The organism is Jejuia pallidilutea (assembly GCF_002973595.1).
GTDB classification, from domain to species: Bacteria; Bacteroidota; Bacteroidia; order Flavobacteriales; family Flavobacteriaceae; genus Jejuia; species Jejuia pallidilutea.
Map to the genome: position 1 here is coordinate 26,854 of NZ_PVEO01000008.1, position 15,586 is coordinate 42,439.

Below are 15,586 nucleotides of genomic sequence, written 5' to 3' on the forward strand. Positions count from 1 at the left end.
TATGGCAGACATCATACAACTCTTACCAGACCACGTAGCAAATCAAATAGCCGCTGGAGAAGTTGTACAACGTCCCGCATCGGTGGTAAAGGAATTACTTGAAAATGCCATAGATGCAGGTGCCGATGTTATAAAACTCATAGTTAAAGACGCTGGTAAAACTCTTATTCAGGTTATTGATGATGGTAAGGGTATGAGCGTTACCGATGCCCGTTTAAGTTTTGAGCGACATGCCACGTCTAAAATTAGAAATGCCGACGATTTATTTAAACTCAATACCAAAGGATTTCGCGGAGAGGCACTGGCTAGTATAGCTGCCATTGCCCATGTGGAATTAAAAACCAAACAAGACACCGATGATGTTGGCACTTGTATAGTTATAGAGGGTAGCGAAGTAACCTCTCAAGATGTGGTAGTTACCCCAAAAGGTACGTCAATATCAGTTAAAAATTTATTTTTTAATATCCCTGCAAGACGTAATTTTTTAAAATCTAATACCGTAGAATTACGTCATATTATTGACGAATTTCATCGTGTGGCTTTAGCGCACCCCAGTATAAGTTTTTCACTTTACAATAATGGTAGCGAAACCTTTAATTTGCCAGTTAGCAATTACAGACAACGTATTGTAAATATCTTTGGAAACAAAACCAACGAAAAACTGGTGCCTGTTGAAGAAGATACCGAAGTACTAAAAATTTCGGGGTTTGTAGGCAAGCCCGAATTTGCAAAAAAAACTAGGGGAGAGCAATATTTTTTTGTAAACAATCGCTTTATAAAAAGTGCCTATTTGAATCATGCTATTTTATCAGCTTTTGAAGGATTGTTAAAAAATGGCACACACCCAAGTTACTTTTTAAATCTAGAAGTAAATCCGCAGACTATAGATATAAATATTCATCCTACAAAAACAGAAATTAAGTTTGATGATGAACATACGCTGTATGCTATTTTGCGTTCGGCAGTAAAACACAGTTTAGGCCAGTTTAATATTGCTCCAGTTTTAGATTTTGAACGCGATGCTACATTAGATACGCCATACAATTTAAAAGGCTCTAGAACCGAAGCGCCTAAAATAGAGGTAGATAGTAATTTTAATCCATTTCAGGAATCAAAACCACCACGAGAACAGCAAAATTCTAGTTTTAAAAAAGCACCAAGTGAGCATTGGGAAAGTTTATATGTAGGGTTAGAATCTAAAAGTAATGGTTCTGCATCTAATTTTAGCGAATTAACTTTTGAAAGTGAAGAGTCTACCAGTTCGTTATTCGAAACAAAAGTCACACCCGATAAGGCTAATGCAACTTACCAGTTTCACAATAAATACATAATAAGTGCTATAAAATCTGGGATGTTGGTAATAGACCAAAGTAGGGCGCACCAACGTATTTTGTATGAGGATTTTTTAAAAGACATAACAGTTAAAGAAGGTGTAAGTCAGCAATTATTATTTCCATTACAGCTACATTTCTCTTCTCAAGAATTAGAAATTGTAAAACAATTACAAGGCGATTTAGAACATACAGGTTTTGTGTTTTCAAACGTTACTGAAGAATCTATAGAAATTAAAGGTGTACCTGTAATGGTGCCAGAAAGTGAGATTTCTATTATTTTAGAACAGCTAATTAGCGATGTACAAAACGAAGTGCCAGATGCTAATTTTAGTGCCACAGATTTATTGGCAAAATCTATGGCAAAAAGTTTAGCAATTAAAACAGGTCAGTCTTTGCAAAAAGATGAACAAGAACACATAGTAAACAAATTATTTGCCTGTAAAGAACCCAATGTGTCTCCTACTAATAGGGTAACGTTTATTACTGTTGGAGTAGACGAGTTGGATAAAAAGTTTATATAGATTATGATGAGGATTTCAAATACGGTAAAGCACCTAATAATTATAAACGTTATTATGTTTGTGGGTACACTAGCTATTGGCAACGGGGTGTTTTACGATTGGTTTGCTATGCATTTTCCAAGACACGAAGCGTTTAAGCCTTGGCAAATTTTTACGCACATGTTTATGCATGGTGGAGCAGATATGAATAATTTAAGTATCACACATTTACTGTTCAACATGTTTGCTTTATGGATGTTTGGCTCGCCTGTAGAACATGTATTAGGTGCTAAACGTTTTATATTTATTTACTTTTCAGCTGGTTTAGGCGCAGTAGCTCTACAGGTCGCTTATCATTATTACGATTTTTATTCTATTTACCAAGGTATTGCAGATTTGAATATGGACGGGGAGTTGCTAAACAAAATCATTTCAATTGATGCAAGTGAAGGTCTATATATAAAAGGCGAAATACTTAGTGAACAAATGTTACCGCTTTTGGAGCAATATAACTTTAATGCAGATTTAATTAACCAATCATCATTCAAATCGTTATTTGATTTAAATGTGCTTGCTAGAAGCTCTATGGTAGGAGCATCAGGATGTATTATGGGAGTTATGGCTGCTTTTGGTATGATGAACCCTAATGCAGAATTAATGTTGATTTTTTTACCAATTCCTATAAAAGCAAAATATTTTATACCTGGAATTATATTGATTGATTTAATTTCTGGTATTTCAGGGCATTCCATATTTAGTCCTAGTAACACTGCACATTTTGCCCACGTTGGTGGTGCTTTAACGGGCTTTTTTGTAATGTGGTATTGGAAAAAAAATCAGTTTAACAGAAATCGTTGGAATTAAAAATGACGTCCTTAAACCAAGATATAAAATATAAATTATCGCGACTTAACGTGCTAGAAAAACTCATTGTAGTTAATGTGGTAGTTTTTGTTGTGGGCCTTATATTCTCTCCACTTTTATCATGGTTGGAGTTACCTAGTGAGTTTAGCAAATTTATTTTTAAACCTTGGACACTTGTTACATACGCATTTACCCATTACGGGTTTTGGCATTTAGCCTTCAATATGTTATGGCTATATTTTGTGGCGCGTATGTTTCTTAATTTGTTTTCTCCTAAAATGGCGTTAAACCTTTACTTTTTAGGTGCCATTTCTGGTGGAATTTTGTATTTATTATTTTTTGAGTTTTTGCCAAAAGGCAGGTTAGGGGTTCCTTTGGTAGGTGCTTCGGCATCTGTAATGGCTATACTTATTTTTTTATGTGCCTATATGCCAAACCAAGAAGTACGTATTTTTACATTCAATATTAAGTTGTGGTATATTGGTGCAGCTTTTGTTGGTTTAGATGTATTACGCCTTTTTGGAGAAAACGGTGGTGGTTATTTAGCACATTTGGGTGGTGCACTGTTGGGGTATATTTATGCTAAACAACTTATTAAAGGCAAAGATATTGGCAAAGGTTTTGAAAAATTTATGGATGGTTTTTTAAGCATTTTTAAATTTAAAAAGAAGAGTCCTTTAAAAACCGTACATAAAAATAAAAGTAAGGTAGGCGGCTATACAAAAGCCGATTTTAATGCCTTTAGCAATCAAAAAAAGATTGATGTTATTTTAGATAAAATAAGTAAAAGTGGTTACGATAGTTTAACTGCCGAAGAAAAGGATTTTTTGTTTAGAGCAGGAAAGTAACATGAATATAGCATTAGCTTTTAAAAATAACCCAAACAACCGTCCTCTGTCAACTCTCATTACTCAATTATCAGTATGAAAAAGCTAAAATTCTTTGATAAAATCCTTTGGTTGATCAATAGAATATTAGCTGTTCTTTTATTGCTCTCTTTTATACTGCCTTTTTTACCCCCAAAAACATTTTCAGTATTATCTGTATTAAGCTTGGGTGTTGCATTGTTAATTTTGGCTAACGTTTTGTTTTTTTTGTATTGGTTAATAAAACTTAAAAAACAATTTATACTATCACTGGTGGTTTTGGCTATAGGTTATTTTTCGTTTGGCTCGTTATATAAGTTTTCTTCATCTAAAAATATAGCGGCTAGTGGAAATTTTAAAGTAATGAATTACAACGTACGTTTGTTTAATCTTTATAAATGGATACCAGAAGATAGTATAGAAACTAAAATTGAAGATTTAATAAAAACCGAAGCTCCTGATATTTTAAGTTTGCAAGAATATCATCCCCATAAAAATGTAGATTTATCTTTTTTTAAATATAAATTTGAAAAGCTATCGGGAAAAAAAACAAAATACGGGCAAGCTATTTTTTCAAATTTCCCCATTATAAACTCAGGATCTGTTGAGTTTCCAAACACATCAAACAATGCTATTTTTGTGGATGTAGTAATGCCTACTGATACTGTGCGCGTATATAATGTACATTTAGAGTCTATGCGCATCAATACAAAAGTAGAGAGTTTAAAAAAGGAAAACTCCGAACGGCTTTTTAAGCGCATTGGCACCACCTTTAAAATGCAACAGTTTCAATCTGAATTGTTTTTGATGCACAAAAACCAATGCAAATACAAAATGATTGTTTGTGGCGATTTTAACAATACGGCCTTTTCTTATGTATATAGAAAAATTAAAGGTGATTTAAATGATACATTTAAAAAAGCGGGTAATGGTTTTGGGCGCACTTACGATTTTAAATTTTTTCCTGTTAGAATCGACTTTATTTTTGCAGATGATGCTTTTGCCGTAAACGGTTTTAAAGCGTATAATGAGCATTATTCTGATCATTACCCGATTATGTCTACGCTTAATTTAACGCCGTAAATTTTACATTAAAGCACAATCTACCGCATCGGAAACAATATGTATGACCAGCCCTAAACCAACCAATCTTGATTTTTTTGGAATACATAAAAAGAAGTAAAACAAAATGGCAAATGAGGAGTGTAAGGGATGAAACCCAATGCTGCACCTGTTAGGATTAAAAATTGGTGTAGCTAATAAATGATCTACGTCAATTAAGAGTCCTGCAAGCATAATAAAGTACGCTATTTTCCAATTCGACTTAAAAAATAACAATGCTACAACTAGCGGCAATAAAAAATGACAACCATAGTGAGCAAAAGTTTGTAGCATTATCTAGGAGTTATAGTTTGAGATTCTAAATAATTTAGTGCATTAGGGCCTTCGTTAAATAGTAAATCTAAAATACTTAAATTAGGGATGAATCCATGTTTATCATCAAAAACCTGAGTGTAGCTATCAAAGTTTTTGGGTGTTTCATTCTTGGCGTTTACCAGATATCTTAAGTCTGTTTTATCTACTACTGCTTTTTTAAAAGATGTAGTTTTCGATGTTTCAATATCTAGCTGCAAACATTCACAAATTACATCAAAACATTTCAAATTAAAATCTAAAAGTAACTCTGTATCTTCAAAAAAAAGTGGTTTTAATTCATCTTCATAGAACTCAAAAAAGGGAGATGTTCTATAAGCAGATTCCAAAGATTTCCAATGTTGCAATTGCCATTTTTCAGTATTAAAAATTTTTACATCTTTATATTTTTTTCGGTTTTTTTGAGAGAACACCACGGGTATATTTAGCAGCAACTTTCCGTTTGCACCATAAATATAGGTGCGGTTTCTATATGTTTGTTTTACGTAGTTATCACCTAACTCCAAGGTTACGTTCTTCGCCTGTGCCAATGCCACAAAATGAGCTATATTTGGGAAGTATGTTGGGTGTATAAGAATATTCATTGTTAATTATTGTTATTCCTATTGTAACCGGAATGCTCTATAAAATGTAATGGCTTTAAATTGCGGCCTTTATACAGTACGGGTCATTTAGCTTTACAACTACTACATAACATAGAAATAATAAAACTAGGCTTTTTGCTTTTTTCTTTTTCGCCATTGGTTAAATCCAATCCATCCAAATAATACCACTAAAAACGGAATAAAGAAAGATGTAGCTTTACCGGTACCATGTACCGTTGTGAAAAAGCGTTCCCATCTTGGGTTTTTAATGCCATCCCAACTCATCCAAATAAATACTGCTTTTCCAAAAACGTGATTAAAAGGCACAAAACCCCAACGTCTGGCATCAATAGAGTTATGGCGGTTATCGCCCATCATCCAATAATAATCTTGCTTAAAGGTATAGGTATCGGTAACTTCTCCATTAATTAAAATTTGATTCCCTTGAACTTTTAAGGTGTTGCCTTCGTACTCGGTAATAACACGTTTGTAGAGCGGTAAAACATCTAAATTAATAGCTATAGTCGCATCTTTTTTAGGGATGTAAAGCGGACCAAAAAAGTCGATATTCCAAGGATAATCAGGGTGATGTGGAAACACATCAGGGTCTGGTTGTCCTTTTTCTTGTATATTAATTTTAATATCGGCAACATTTGGATGGTTTTTAAACTTAGCTAAAGCTTCATCAGAAATTGCAGGGATATAGTAATTAGTATATTGCCTATTTGTTGGATAAACACCATCGGTTATATCGTATCTAGAGGCTAGATAATTAGGATTAAATTGATGGGTTTTGGGTGTTACGTTATAGCTAAATTGCAGTTGAGCTCTATCGGGCAGCTCATTTTTTTCGCCATTTATGTATACATAGCCGTTCCTAACCTCTAAAGAATCGCCCGGTAAACCTACGCAGCGTTTTACTAAATTGGTTTTCTTGTCTATAGGTTTATAGTAATTTCTGTCGGGCTTAAAAATATTCATATCTCTCAGTGTGTCGGCTGGTTGATTGAATACAACAATATCATTTCTTTTTATATTTTGAAATCCTGGTAAACGCATGTAGGGCAATTGCAATTTATTTACCCAAGAGCTTTTGCGTTTCTCGAAATTATCATTAAACGCATACGATTTAACATTTAATAAAGGAATGGTATCGTGAACCATAGGTGCAGCTACGGTCGTCATAGGTACTCTTGCACCATAATGGAATTTGCTTACAAATAGAAAATCGCCGACTAATAGGGATTTTTCTAGAGACGACGAAGGAATGGTAAATGGTTGCATAAAATAGGTATGCACAATAGTTGCTGCAACTATTGCAAATAGTATAGAGCTTGTCCACTCACCAGAGCCAGATTTTGGCATTAAACTTCTGTTTTCAACGTAGGTTACATTTGCAACATAATTTAAATAATAATTATAAAAGCCTAGGGTAATTACAGCTAAAAATGTATCTAGATAAGTATTTTTACCAAAACTTCTAGCAGTTTCTACCCAAACTACCATTAACATTATAAGGTTTACTATGGGTAAGAACAATAAAATAATCCACCACCAAGGGCGATTAATAATTTTCATTAAAATAACCCCATTATAAACAGGTACAAAGGCTTCCCAAGGTTGTCTGCCAGCTTTTTGGTAGAGTTTCCATGTGCCCAATCCATGAATAACTTGTATAATTAGTAAAAAAATAAGCCACTGTGTAATAGTCATCTTTCTATGTTTTATTTAAAGCTCGTTAGAGCCTAAAATTTAGGTTTTGTTACAAATAATACGAGATGTTAACCAATATTTAACACATCGTTCATAGAGAAAATACCATGTTTTCCAACAAGCCATTCTGCTGCTACAACTGCGCCTAGTGCAAAACCTTGTCGGTTATGCGCTATATGTTCTATGGTAATTGTGTCTACGTCGCTTTTGTAGTTAACCGTATGTGTTCCAGGAACATCTTCTATACGTTTGGCCACTACAGGAATTGTTTTTTCTGCACCTTCATCTAGTTTCCAGGCATTGTAGTTTTTATTATTTTCAATAATGCCTTCGGCCAGTGTAATAGCAGTACCACTTGGCGCATCTAGTTTTTTAGTATGATGAATTTCTTCCATAGAAACATTATACTGCTCTAAGTTGCCCATCATTTTTGCCAGCACTTTATTTAATTCAAAAAAAATATTTACACCTAGGCTAAAGTTTGAGGCATAAATAAAAGCACCATTTTTTTCTTTACAAAGCGCTATGGCTTTATCGTAATCTGCCAACCATCCTGTTGTTCCGGATACTACTGGTACATTATTGTTTAAGCAGTTAGAAATATTTTTAAAAGCAACGGAAGGAATGCTAAAATCTATGGCAACATCGGCTTTTGTAATGTCGTAACCTTCATCGTCCTTATCTATTCTTAAAACAATATTATGACCTCTATTTAAGGCAATTTTTTCGATAGTTTGCCCCATTCTACCATATCCAAGTAAAGCTATATTCATACTAAAATTTAAAATTTAAAGTTAAGCCAACGGTACTGTTATTGTCTATATCATTGAGCTCGTAATGCGGTGCTAAGGTAAGATTTTCATCTACATTATACTGCAATAAATGTGCATCTACATTAGCATCAATAATATTTAGTGCATATAAGCCAATAGTTACCAAAAGCGAAATCTCCTTATTTCTTCTAAATAGTTCTTGAGCACGCCTTAAACCATCATCGGTTACACGGGGTGAATCTAATAATTCTCCGGTTGATGGGTTAATATAAAATTCATCATCTTTAAAACCAGCCAGCCTTCTTCTGTAGGCATCCCTGTATCTTATATACTCTTTGTCGTTTGTTAAATAAAAATACATACCAGTGCCCAATGCCCCATAAACTATAGGTATTTTCCAGTATTTTTTGTTGTAAGCTTGCCCTAACCCGGGTAATACAGCCGATAAAAATGCTGCTTTAGCAGGCCTTAGCGGATCTATGGGTTTAGATTTTATAATAGTGTCTTGTACAACCAATGTAGCAGGTATACTGTCTTTAGGTGTTTTATCCTTTTTTTGTGCAAAGGTTGTGAAGCAACAAAATGTAGTTAAAACAAGTGCTATTAGAAGTTTATTTGGCACGTTGCACTAATTTTTTTATTCGGTTAAAATCTTCTTCAGAATGAAAAGGGATAATAATTTTTCCTTTTCCATTTTTAGAGACTTTAACGTCAATTTTATGTCCAAAGTATTCTGAAAACTCTTTTATGCCTTTTTTAACATGCTTAGGCATTTCTTCTAAATCGTTATTTTTTGATTTAGAATTTGAAGTTTCGGCATTAGGATTATTGTATAGCCTTACTAGTTCTTCGGTTTCCCTAACCGATAATTTTTTAGATAAAATACTTTCGTAGATATCTAATTGCGCATTTTGGTCTTCAATAGTAATTAGAGCACGCCCGTGTCCCATAGAAATAAAACCATCCCGCATCCCTGTTTGTATGATAGGGTCTAGTTTTAACAAGCGTAAATAATTGGCAATGGTAGACCGTTTTTTGCCTACACGCTCGCTCATTTGCTCTTGGGTAAGGTTTATTTCGTCTATTAAACGCTGATAGGATAAGGCTATCTCTATAGGGTCTAAATCTTGACGTTGAATATTCTCAACCAGTGCCATTTCTAACGATTCTTGGTCGTTGGCAATTCTTATATATGCTGGTATAGTTTGTAAATCTATTAGTTTAGAAGCGCGATAACGACGCTCTCCCGAAACTAATTGGTATTTGTTAAACTCTAATTTTCTAACAGTAATAGGCTGAATAATACCTAACTCTTTAATAGAAGATGCTAGTTCTTGTAAAGATTCTTCGCTAAAATTTGTACGGGGCTGAAATGGATTAACTTCTATAGCGTCTATATCTAACTCTACTATGTTGCCAATTACTTTATCGGCACCTTTGTCTTTAACAGATGTAATATCGTTGGTGGGATCTTTTAAAAGCGCAGATAAGCCTCTACCTAAAGCCTGTTTCTTGGTTGCCTTCGCCATAATTTTAGGAGTTTTTTGTAATTATTTCTTCTGCTAAACTTAAGTAATTACTAGCACCTTTACTGCCTGCATCGTAATTAATTATGCTTTCGCCATAGCTAGGTGCTTCGCTTAAACGTACATTTCTTTGAATTATGGTATTAAATACCATATCGTTAAAATGTTTTTGTACTTCTTCTACAACTTGGTTTGATAATCGTAAACGCGAATCGTACATGGTAAGCAAAAGCCCTTCGTAAGCTAAAGTAGGATTATGTATTTTTTGTACGCTTTTAATTGTGTTTAACAATTTGCCCAAACCTTCTAAAGCAAAATATTCGCATTGTATAGGTATTAACACAGAGTCTGCTGCTGTTAAGGCATTTAATGTTAATAAGCCTAGGGACGGGGCGCAATCAATCAAAATAAAATCGTAAGTGTCTTTAATGTCTGTTAACGCATTTTTAAGCATATACTCACGCTGGTCTTTATCAACCAATTCAATTTCTATAGCTACCAAGTCTATATGGGCAGGTATAATATCTAGATTTGGTGTTTCGGTTGAAATTATAGCTTCTTTGGCAGAGTTTGTGTGCTCTAAAAGTTGGTATGTACCAATTTCTACATGCTCTACATCAATACCTAACCCAGAAGTAGCATTTGCTTGAGGATCAGCATCTATTAACAATACTTTTTTCTCTAGAACACCTAGGGAAGCAGCTAAATTTACTGAAGTTGTTGTTTTACCAACACCTCCTTTTTGGTTAGCAATTGCAATGATTTTGCCCATTGATCGATTTGGTTTTTTAATGCGTAAAAATACAATTATTTGTGAGTAATAAAAACCTAACTTGTTAACATAGCCCGAATAACTTAAAGAGATTATAAAATTAGCAGTAATGTTAAAAATTTAACACTTTATTGTGAGAAATTATACTAATGAAATCAGAAATTTGAGAAAATATAAAAACTTAATCATGAAAAGCTATTATTCTTCTATTAGAAAAGTAATGATAATTCTATTCATTACCACAATTACATTTCAGCTTAATGCCCAATTAAAAAAAACGGCACAAGTTGAAGGCATTACAGAATATGTTATGGACAACGGGCTAAAAGTGCTACTGTTTCCAGATAATTCTGCACAAACCATAACCGTAAATATTACCTATTTGGTAGGTTCTAGGCACGAAGGTTATGGCGAAAAGGGAATGGCGCACCTGTTAGAGCACATGGTCTTTAAAGGTACACCAAACCACCCCGATATTCCTAAAGAGCTAACCGAACGCGGTGCAAGACCAAATGGAACAACTTGGTACGATAGGACCAATTATTTTGAAACGTTTAATGCTACAGATGACAATTTAGATTGGGCACTAGATTTAGAGGCCGATAGAATGGTAAATTCATATATCGCCAAGGAAGATTTAGAGTCTGAATTTTCTGTGGTGCGCAACGAGTTTGAAAGTGGTGAGAATTCTCCAACTAGAATTTTAATGCAAAAAGTAATTAGTGCTTCATTTTTATGGCACAATTATGGAAATTCTACAATTGGTAACCGATCGGACATAGAACGTGTACCTATAGAGAACTTGCAGGCATTTTATAAAAAATATTACCGTCCTGATAATGCGGTGTTAATGGTTACGGGTAAATTTGATACCGATAAAACACTAACATTAATTAAAGAAAAATTTGGAGATATTAAAAACCCAGATACTCCAATACGCGATATACCTACAATAGAACCTGCCCAAGACGGTGAGAAACGCGTTACATTAAGTCGTGTTGGAGACTTACAATTGGTATCTGCGCTATACCATACGCCAGCAGGTTCGCATGAAGATTTTGCAGCATTGGCTATTGCTGAGGAAGTACTTACAGACCAACCTTCTGGTAGGCTTTACAAGGCCTTGGTAGATGGTAAAAAAGCTGCTTCACTTTGGTCGTTTTCGCCATTTACAAAAGAGCCATCTTTTTTATACATAAACGTAGACGTGCCTTCAGATAAATCTTTAGAAGAAGCAGAAAGCACTATGCTAACACTTCTAGATGGTTTAAAAGACAACCCAATAACAGAAGAAGAAGTAAAAAGAGCTAAAGCAAATATTTTAAAACAATACGACCAAATAAGCAGAAATTCTGCATACTTAGGCACATTTATGAGTGAATTTATAGGTGCTGGAGATTGGCGATTATCATTTATACAAAGAGATAGAGTAGAGGCTATGAGTGCCGAAAAAGTAAATGCTGCCATTCAGCGTTATTTAATTCCTACTAATAGAACCATAGGAAATTTTGTGCCTACAGAAAAACCAATGCGTGTAGAAATTGAGCATACCGAAGGCTTAGAAGCATTAGTTGCAAACTACAAAGGAAAAGAGGGACTTGATGCAGGAGAGGCTTTTGATGTGTCTTATGAAAATATACAAGATAGACTAGATGCTGGTGAGCTTGAAAAATTACCGATTGAATATGGTTTTATAAAGAAAAATAATCGTGGTAAAACCGTTAATTTATCATTTATAATTAGAAATGGTAGTGTTGATGATTTTATGAACAAAGGAAGAACCGCTAGTTATACCGCAAGTATGTTGAACAAAGGAACAACTAATAATTCCAGACAGGATATTGAGGATAAATTAAGCGCTTTAAAATCTTCCATTCGTTTTTCTGGTTCAAACGGAAGAATTAGTGTAAATATTAGCACCACAGAAGAGTACTTAATGGAAACATTAGCTTTGATGACAGATATGTTAAAAAACCCCAAGTTTGACGAAGCCGAATTAGAAAAGTTAAAAACACAGGATTTAGCCAATTTAGAGCGCAACAAAACCGAACCGCAATTTTTGGCAAGTAAAAACTTAAGTTTGTTAAATCAGCGTTATGAAAAAGGCCATCCACTTTATAGCAATACTATTGAAGAAGATATAGAAGAAATTAAGGCAGCCAACATCGCTGATATAAAAGCCTATTACGATGAGTTTTACGGTATATCAGACAGTGCAACTTTAGTGGCCATAGGTAATATAGACGAAGCAGAATTAAAGAATTATTTTGAAAATGAATTTGCCGATTTTAAAGTTAATAAGCCTTACAAGCCAATTTTAGATCCGCATAAATTAAACAACCCTGCAAACAAGCAAATAAAAACTCCAGACAAGAAAAATGCAATGACACTTGGTTTAATGTCTTTTGAAGCCAGTCAAGACGATGAGGATTATGCAGCACTACAAGTTGCCAGTTCAATTTTTGGAGGTGGGTTTTTAAATTCTAGAATCGCAGGCAGATTGCGTCAAAAAGATGGAGTAAGCTATGGCGCTGGAGGGCAAGTGAGTGTTGACAGTAATCCTAAAGAAAAAAATTCAGTAATATATGTTTACGCCATTTATGCGCCACAAAATGCCGATAAAGTTCAAAAAGGATTCAAAGAAGAAATAGAGCGTTATATTGACGAGGGTATTACTGAAGATGAGCTTAAAGTAGCAGTAACCAGTTGGGTGCAAGGACAGAGTGTTTCTAGAGCAAAAGATAACGAGTTATCTAGAACCATAAGCAACAACTTGTACTTTGATAGGGATATGATGTTTTATAAAGATATTGAAGACAAAGTAACTTCTCTAACTGTTGAAGACGTAAATAAAGCCATTAAAAAATACTTTAAGAAGTTTGATGAGTGGACGGTAGTAAATGCAGGAGATTTTGAGGCATTACCAGAAATTAAAAATGAAAAGAAGGTAGATTAACATAACTGTTTTTAAACCTGCTATAAAAAAAGCCAAATCATATGTTTGTGATTTGGCTTTTTTGTTTAAATAGCTTGTTATTTTTTTAAATTTCTAATTCGCTCTAAAAGCGTAGGATGCGAATAATGTACAAATACGTATGCTGGATGTGGTGTTAAATTGCTTAAGCTATTTTTAGAAAGTTTTTTAAGTGATGTAATTAAAGGTTCTGCCTTGTAAGTGTTTTTGGCATAATCGTCTGCTTGGTATTCAAACTTTCTGGAAAATAAATTCATAATTAAACCCGTAATTTCTGAAATAGGCGAGTACAATAACCCAAAAGCTACAAGCCCAATATGAAAACTAGGAATTTCTACACCTAACGCTTTAGATAATAAAGGGTTAGCGATAAACAGAGATAAAATAAAAAGTGTTACCCCTGTTAGTACAATAGAAGCAAACAGATTAAAAATAATGTGTTTTTTCTTGTAATGCCCAACTTCGTGCGCTAAAACCGCAACAATTTCTTCGTCTTCTAAATCATTAATTAACGTATCGTAAAGTGTTACACGTTTCTCGCTACCAAAACCAGAAAAATAGGCATTAGCTTTAGTGCTGCGTTTAGAGCCATCAATTACAAAAATTTTATCTAATTTAAAACCTACTGTTTTGGCATAAGCCGAAATTTTATTTCTTAAAGTGCCTTCTTTTAAAGGTGTTTGATTATTAAAAAGCGGCACTATAAGTTTAGAGTAAAACATATTCATAAACAAGGTAAATAAAGCAACCAGCCCCCAAGCATATAGCCAAAAATGTTGTTCTGTTACTTGGTAAAACCAAATAATTAATGCTAAAATACCACCGCCAACAATCGCCATCATTAACCAACCTTTTATTTTGTCTAGAAAAAAGGTTTTAACCGTGGTTTTATTAAAACCAAATTTTTCTTCGATAACAAATGTGTTATAATAAGAAAAAGGCGTTGTTAAAATATCGCTACCAATTAGTATAATCCCAAAGAAAATTAAGGCAATACCAATTGGGTTGTTGCTAAAGCTTCGGGCTATATTATCAACATATTCAAATCCATCGAGAAATAAAAATCCTAAGGTTAAGAGTAAAGAAAATAAAGATGTAATAATTCCAAATTTGTATTTGGCGGCTTTGTATTGCTGCGACTTTTTATATTCAGCATCATCGTACACATCATTAAGTACTTTGGGTAATGCATCGTTAAAATGTTTTGCATTTAAAGCATCTAAAACTTTATCAACTATAAAGTTGATAATTATTATGGCGATAATGATATAGAATAGTGAAGTTGTTGTCATAAAAAAGTTGTTTTTATTTTAGAATACTTAGACTAACCAAAGCAATATGGTTTTAATACATTAAATGTTTAGAATTTAAAATTTATGACTTTATTTTAAAAAATTCCGCTGTCTTTTGGCTTCAAAAATAAGGATTCCTGCTGCAACAGATACATTCATAGAGTCTATTTCACCCTGCATAGGTATAATTATATTTTTAGTAGCATTTTCTAACCATTGTTCGCTTAAGCCAGTGGCCTCGGTACCAACAACAATAGCCGTTGGTTTTTTAAAATCTTGCGTATAATAATCTACAGAGGCTTGCAGTGCAGCACAATAAATAGTAATATGTTTTTGTTTTAAAAATGTAATAATTTCTGTAGTTGAACCAGTAGCAATGGCATTGGTAAATACACAGCCTACGCTAGATCGTATAATGTTGGGGTTGTACAAATCGGTTTTTGGATTGGCAATAATTACGGCATCTACACTAGCTGCATCGGCAGTTCTTAAAATTGCACCAATATTTCCAGGTTTTTCGGGAGCTTCGATTACTAAAATTAATGGTGTGTCTGTTTCCAGTTTTAAATCATCTAAACTGTTAGATTTAGATTTTGCAACAGCCAAAAGTCCTTCAGTAGTATCTCTGTAGGCTAATTTTTGGTACACATCTTTAGAGATTTCAATACTATTAGTGCTATCGGTTTTAAAATCCTTCAACTTTTCTTCTGGAAATAAATCAGGATAAAACAAAATCGTTTCCAGTTTATATCCACCTTTTAGCGCAAGAGAAATTTCGCGTTGTCCTTCAATTAAAAAAGTATTAGTTTTTTTTCTTTCACGCGATTTATCTTTAAGCTGAACAAGGTGCTTTACAAATGCGTTTTGCGTGCTATTTATTGACTTTGTGAGCATAAAAACAAAAGTAAAAGATTTTATGTTATTATCGTTGTTTATATTCGTCTAACCTATAAC

The 15,586-nt window shown here is 33.7% G+C and carries 14 protein-coding genes; 5 read left to right on the forward strand and 9 right to left on the reverse strand.

Annotated features, from left to right (window positions below; all coding sequences use genetic code 11):
- Position 1: 1 nt before the first annotated feature.
- From mutL to CLV33_RS13195, 4 genes are all read left to right on the forward strand, one after another.
- Positions 2–1,855 carry a DNA mismatch repair endonuclease MutL gene (mutL, locus tag CLV33_RS13180; RefSeq protein WP_105474315.1) on the forward strand — a complete coding sequence of 618 codons (1,854 nt, stop codon included), beginning with the start codon at positions 2–4 and terminating at the stop codon, positions 1,853–1,855.
- A 3-nt stretch (positions 1,856–1,858) separates the two neighbouring features.
- A complete protein-coding gene (locus tag CLV33_RS13185) occupies positions 1,859–2,698 on the forward strand; it encodes a rhomboid family intramembrane serine protease (protein WP_045372800.1) in 840 nt (279 codons plus the stop codon).
- A gap of 2 nt (positions 2,699–2,700) precedes the next feature.
- Positions 2,701–3,546, forward strand: coding sequence for a rhomboid family protein (locus CLV33_RS13190; protein WP_105474316.1), 846 nt, complete (start codon positions 2,701–2,703; stop codon positions 3,544–3,546).
- A gap of 75 nt (positions 3,547–3,621) precedes the next feature.
- Entirely contained in the window at positions 3,622–4,647 is a 1,026-nt protein-coding gene (locus CLV33_RS13195; protein WP_105474317.1) for an endonuclease/exonuclease/phosphatase family protein, read from the forward strand.
- A 3-nt stretch (positions 4,648–4,650) separates the two neighbouring features.
- Here the strand turns inward: CLV33_RS13195 and CLV33_RS13200 are convergent, their stop codons facing one another.
- From CLV33_RS13200 to CLV33_RS13230, 7 genes are all read right to left on the reverse strand, one after another.
- Positions 4,651–4,959 carry a DUF6122 family protein gene (locus CLV33_RS13200; protein WP_042247891.1) on the reverse strand — a complete coding sequence of 103 codons (309 nt, stop codon included), beginning with the start codon at positions 4,957–4,959 and terminating at the stop codon, positions 4,651–4,653.
- Entirely contained in the window at positions 4,959–5,582 is a 624-nt protein-coding gene (locus CLV33_RS13205; RefSeq protein WP_105474318.1) for a WbqC family protein, read from the reverse strand. Before CLV33_RS13205 ends, CLV33_RS13200 begins: the two co-directional genes overlap by 1 nt.
- Positions 5,583–5,708: 126 nt before the next feature.
- On the reverse strand, positions 5,709–7,295 hold the full coding sequence (gene lepB / locus CLV33_RS13210) for a signal peptidase I (protein WP_105474319.1): 1,587 nt from the start codon (positions 7,293–7,295) through the stop codon (positions 5,709–5,711).
- A gap of 68 nt (positions 7,296–7,363) precedes the next feature.
- Positions 7,364–8,068 carry a 4-hydroxy-tetrahydrodipicolinate reductase gene (gene dapB / locus CLV33_RS13215; RefSeq protein ID WP_105474320.1) on the reverse strand — a complete coding sequence of 235 codons (705 nt, stop codon included), beginning with the start codon at positions 8,066–8,068 and terminating at the stop codon, positions 7,364–7,366.
- Position 8,069: 1 nt separating this feature from the next.
- Entirely contained in the window at positions 8,070–8,690 is a 621-nt protein-coding gene (locus CLV33_RS13220; protein WP_042242717.1) for a DUF5683 domain-containing protein, read from the reverse strand.
- Complete coding sequence (locus tag CLV33_RS13225; protein WP_042242720.1) at positions 8,680–9,597, reverse strand: ParB/RepB/Spo0J family partition protein; 918 nt, start codon at positions 9,595–9,597, stop codon at positions 8,680–8,682. The genes CLV33_RS13220 and CLV33_RS13225 overlap by 11 nt, the downstream gene beginning before the upstream one ends.
- A 4-nt stretch (positions 9,598–9,601) precedes the next feature.
- Entirely contained in the window at positions 9,602–10,366 is a 765-nt protein-coding gene (locus CLV33_RS13230) for a ParA family protein (protein WP_105474321.1), read from the reverse strand.
- 187 nt (positions 10,367–10,553) lie between these two features.
- Between CLV33_RS13230 and CLV33_RS13235 the strand changes: the two genes are divergently transcribed.
- The gene (locus tag CLV33_RS13235) at positions 10,554–13,322 is read left to right on the forward strand and encodes a M16 family metallopeptidase (RefSeq protein WP_105474322.1); all 2,769 of its coding nucleotides are present in this window, start codon (positions 10,554–10,556) and stop codon (positions 13,320–13,322) included.
- 77 nt (positions 13,323–13,399) lie between these two features.
- On the opposite strand, the gene CLV33_RS13240 is transcribed toward CLV33_RS13235, so the two are convergent.
- Positions 13,400–14,632, reverse strand: coding sequence for a M48 family metallopeptidase (locus CLV33_RS13240; RefSeq protein ID WP_105474323.1), 1,233 nt, complete (start codon positions 14,630–14,632; stop codon positions 13,400–13,402).
- A 90-nt stretch (positions 14,633–14,722) separates the two neighbouring features.
- Complete coding sequence (locus CLV33_RS13245) at positions 14,723–15,526, reverse strand: TrmH family RNA methyltransferase (protein WP_105474324.1); 804 nt, start codon at positions 15,524–15,526, stop codon at positions 14,723–14,725.
- Positions 15,527–15,586: the final 60 nt, after the last annotated feature.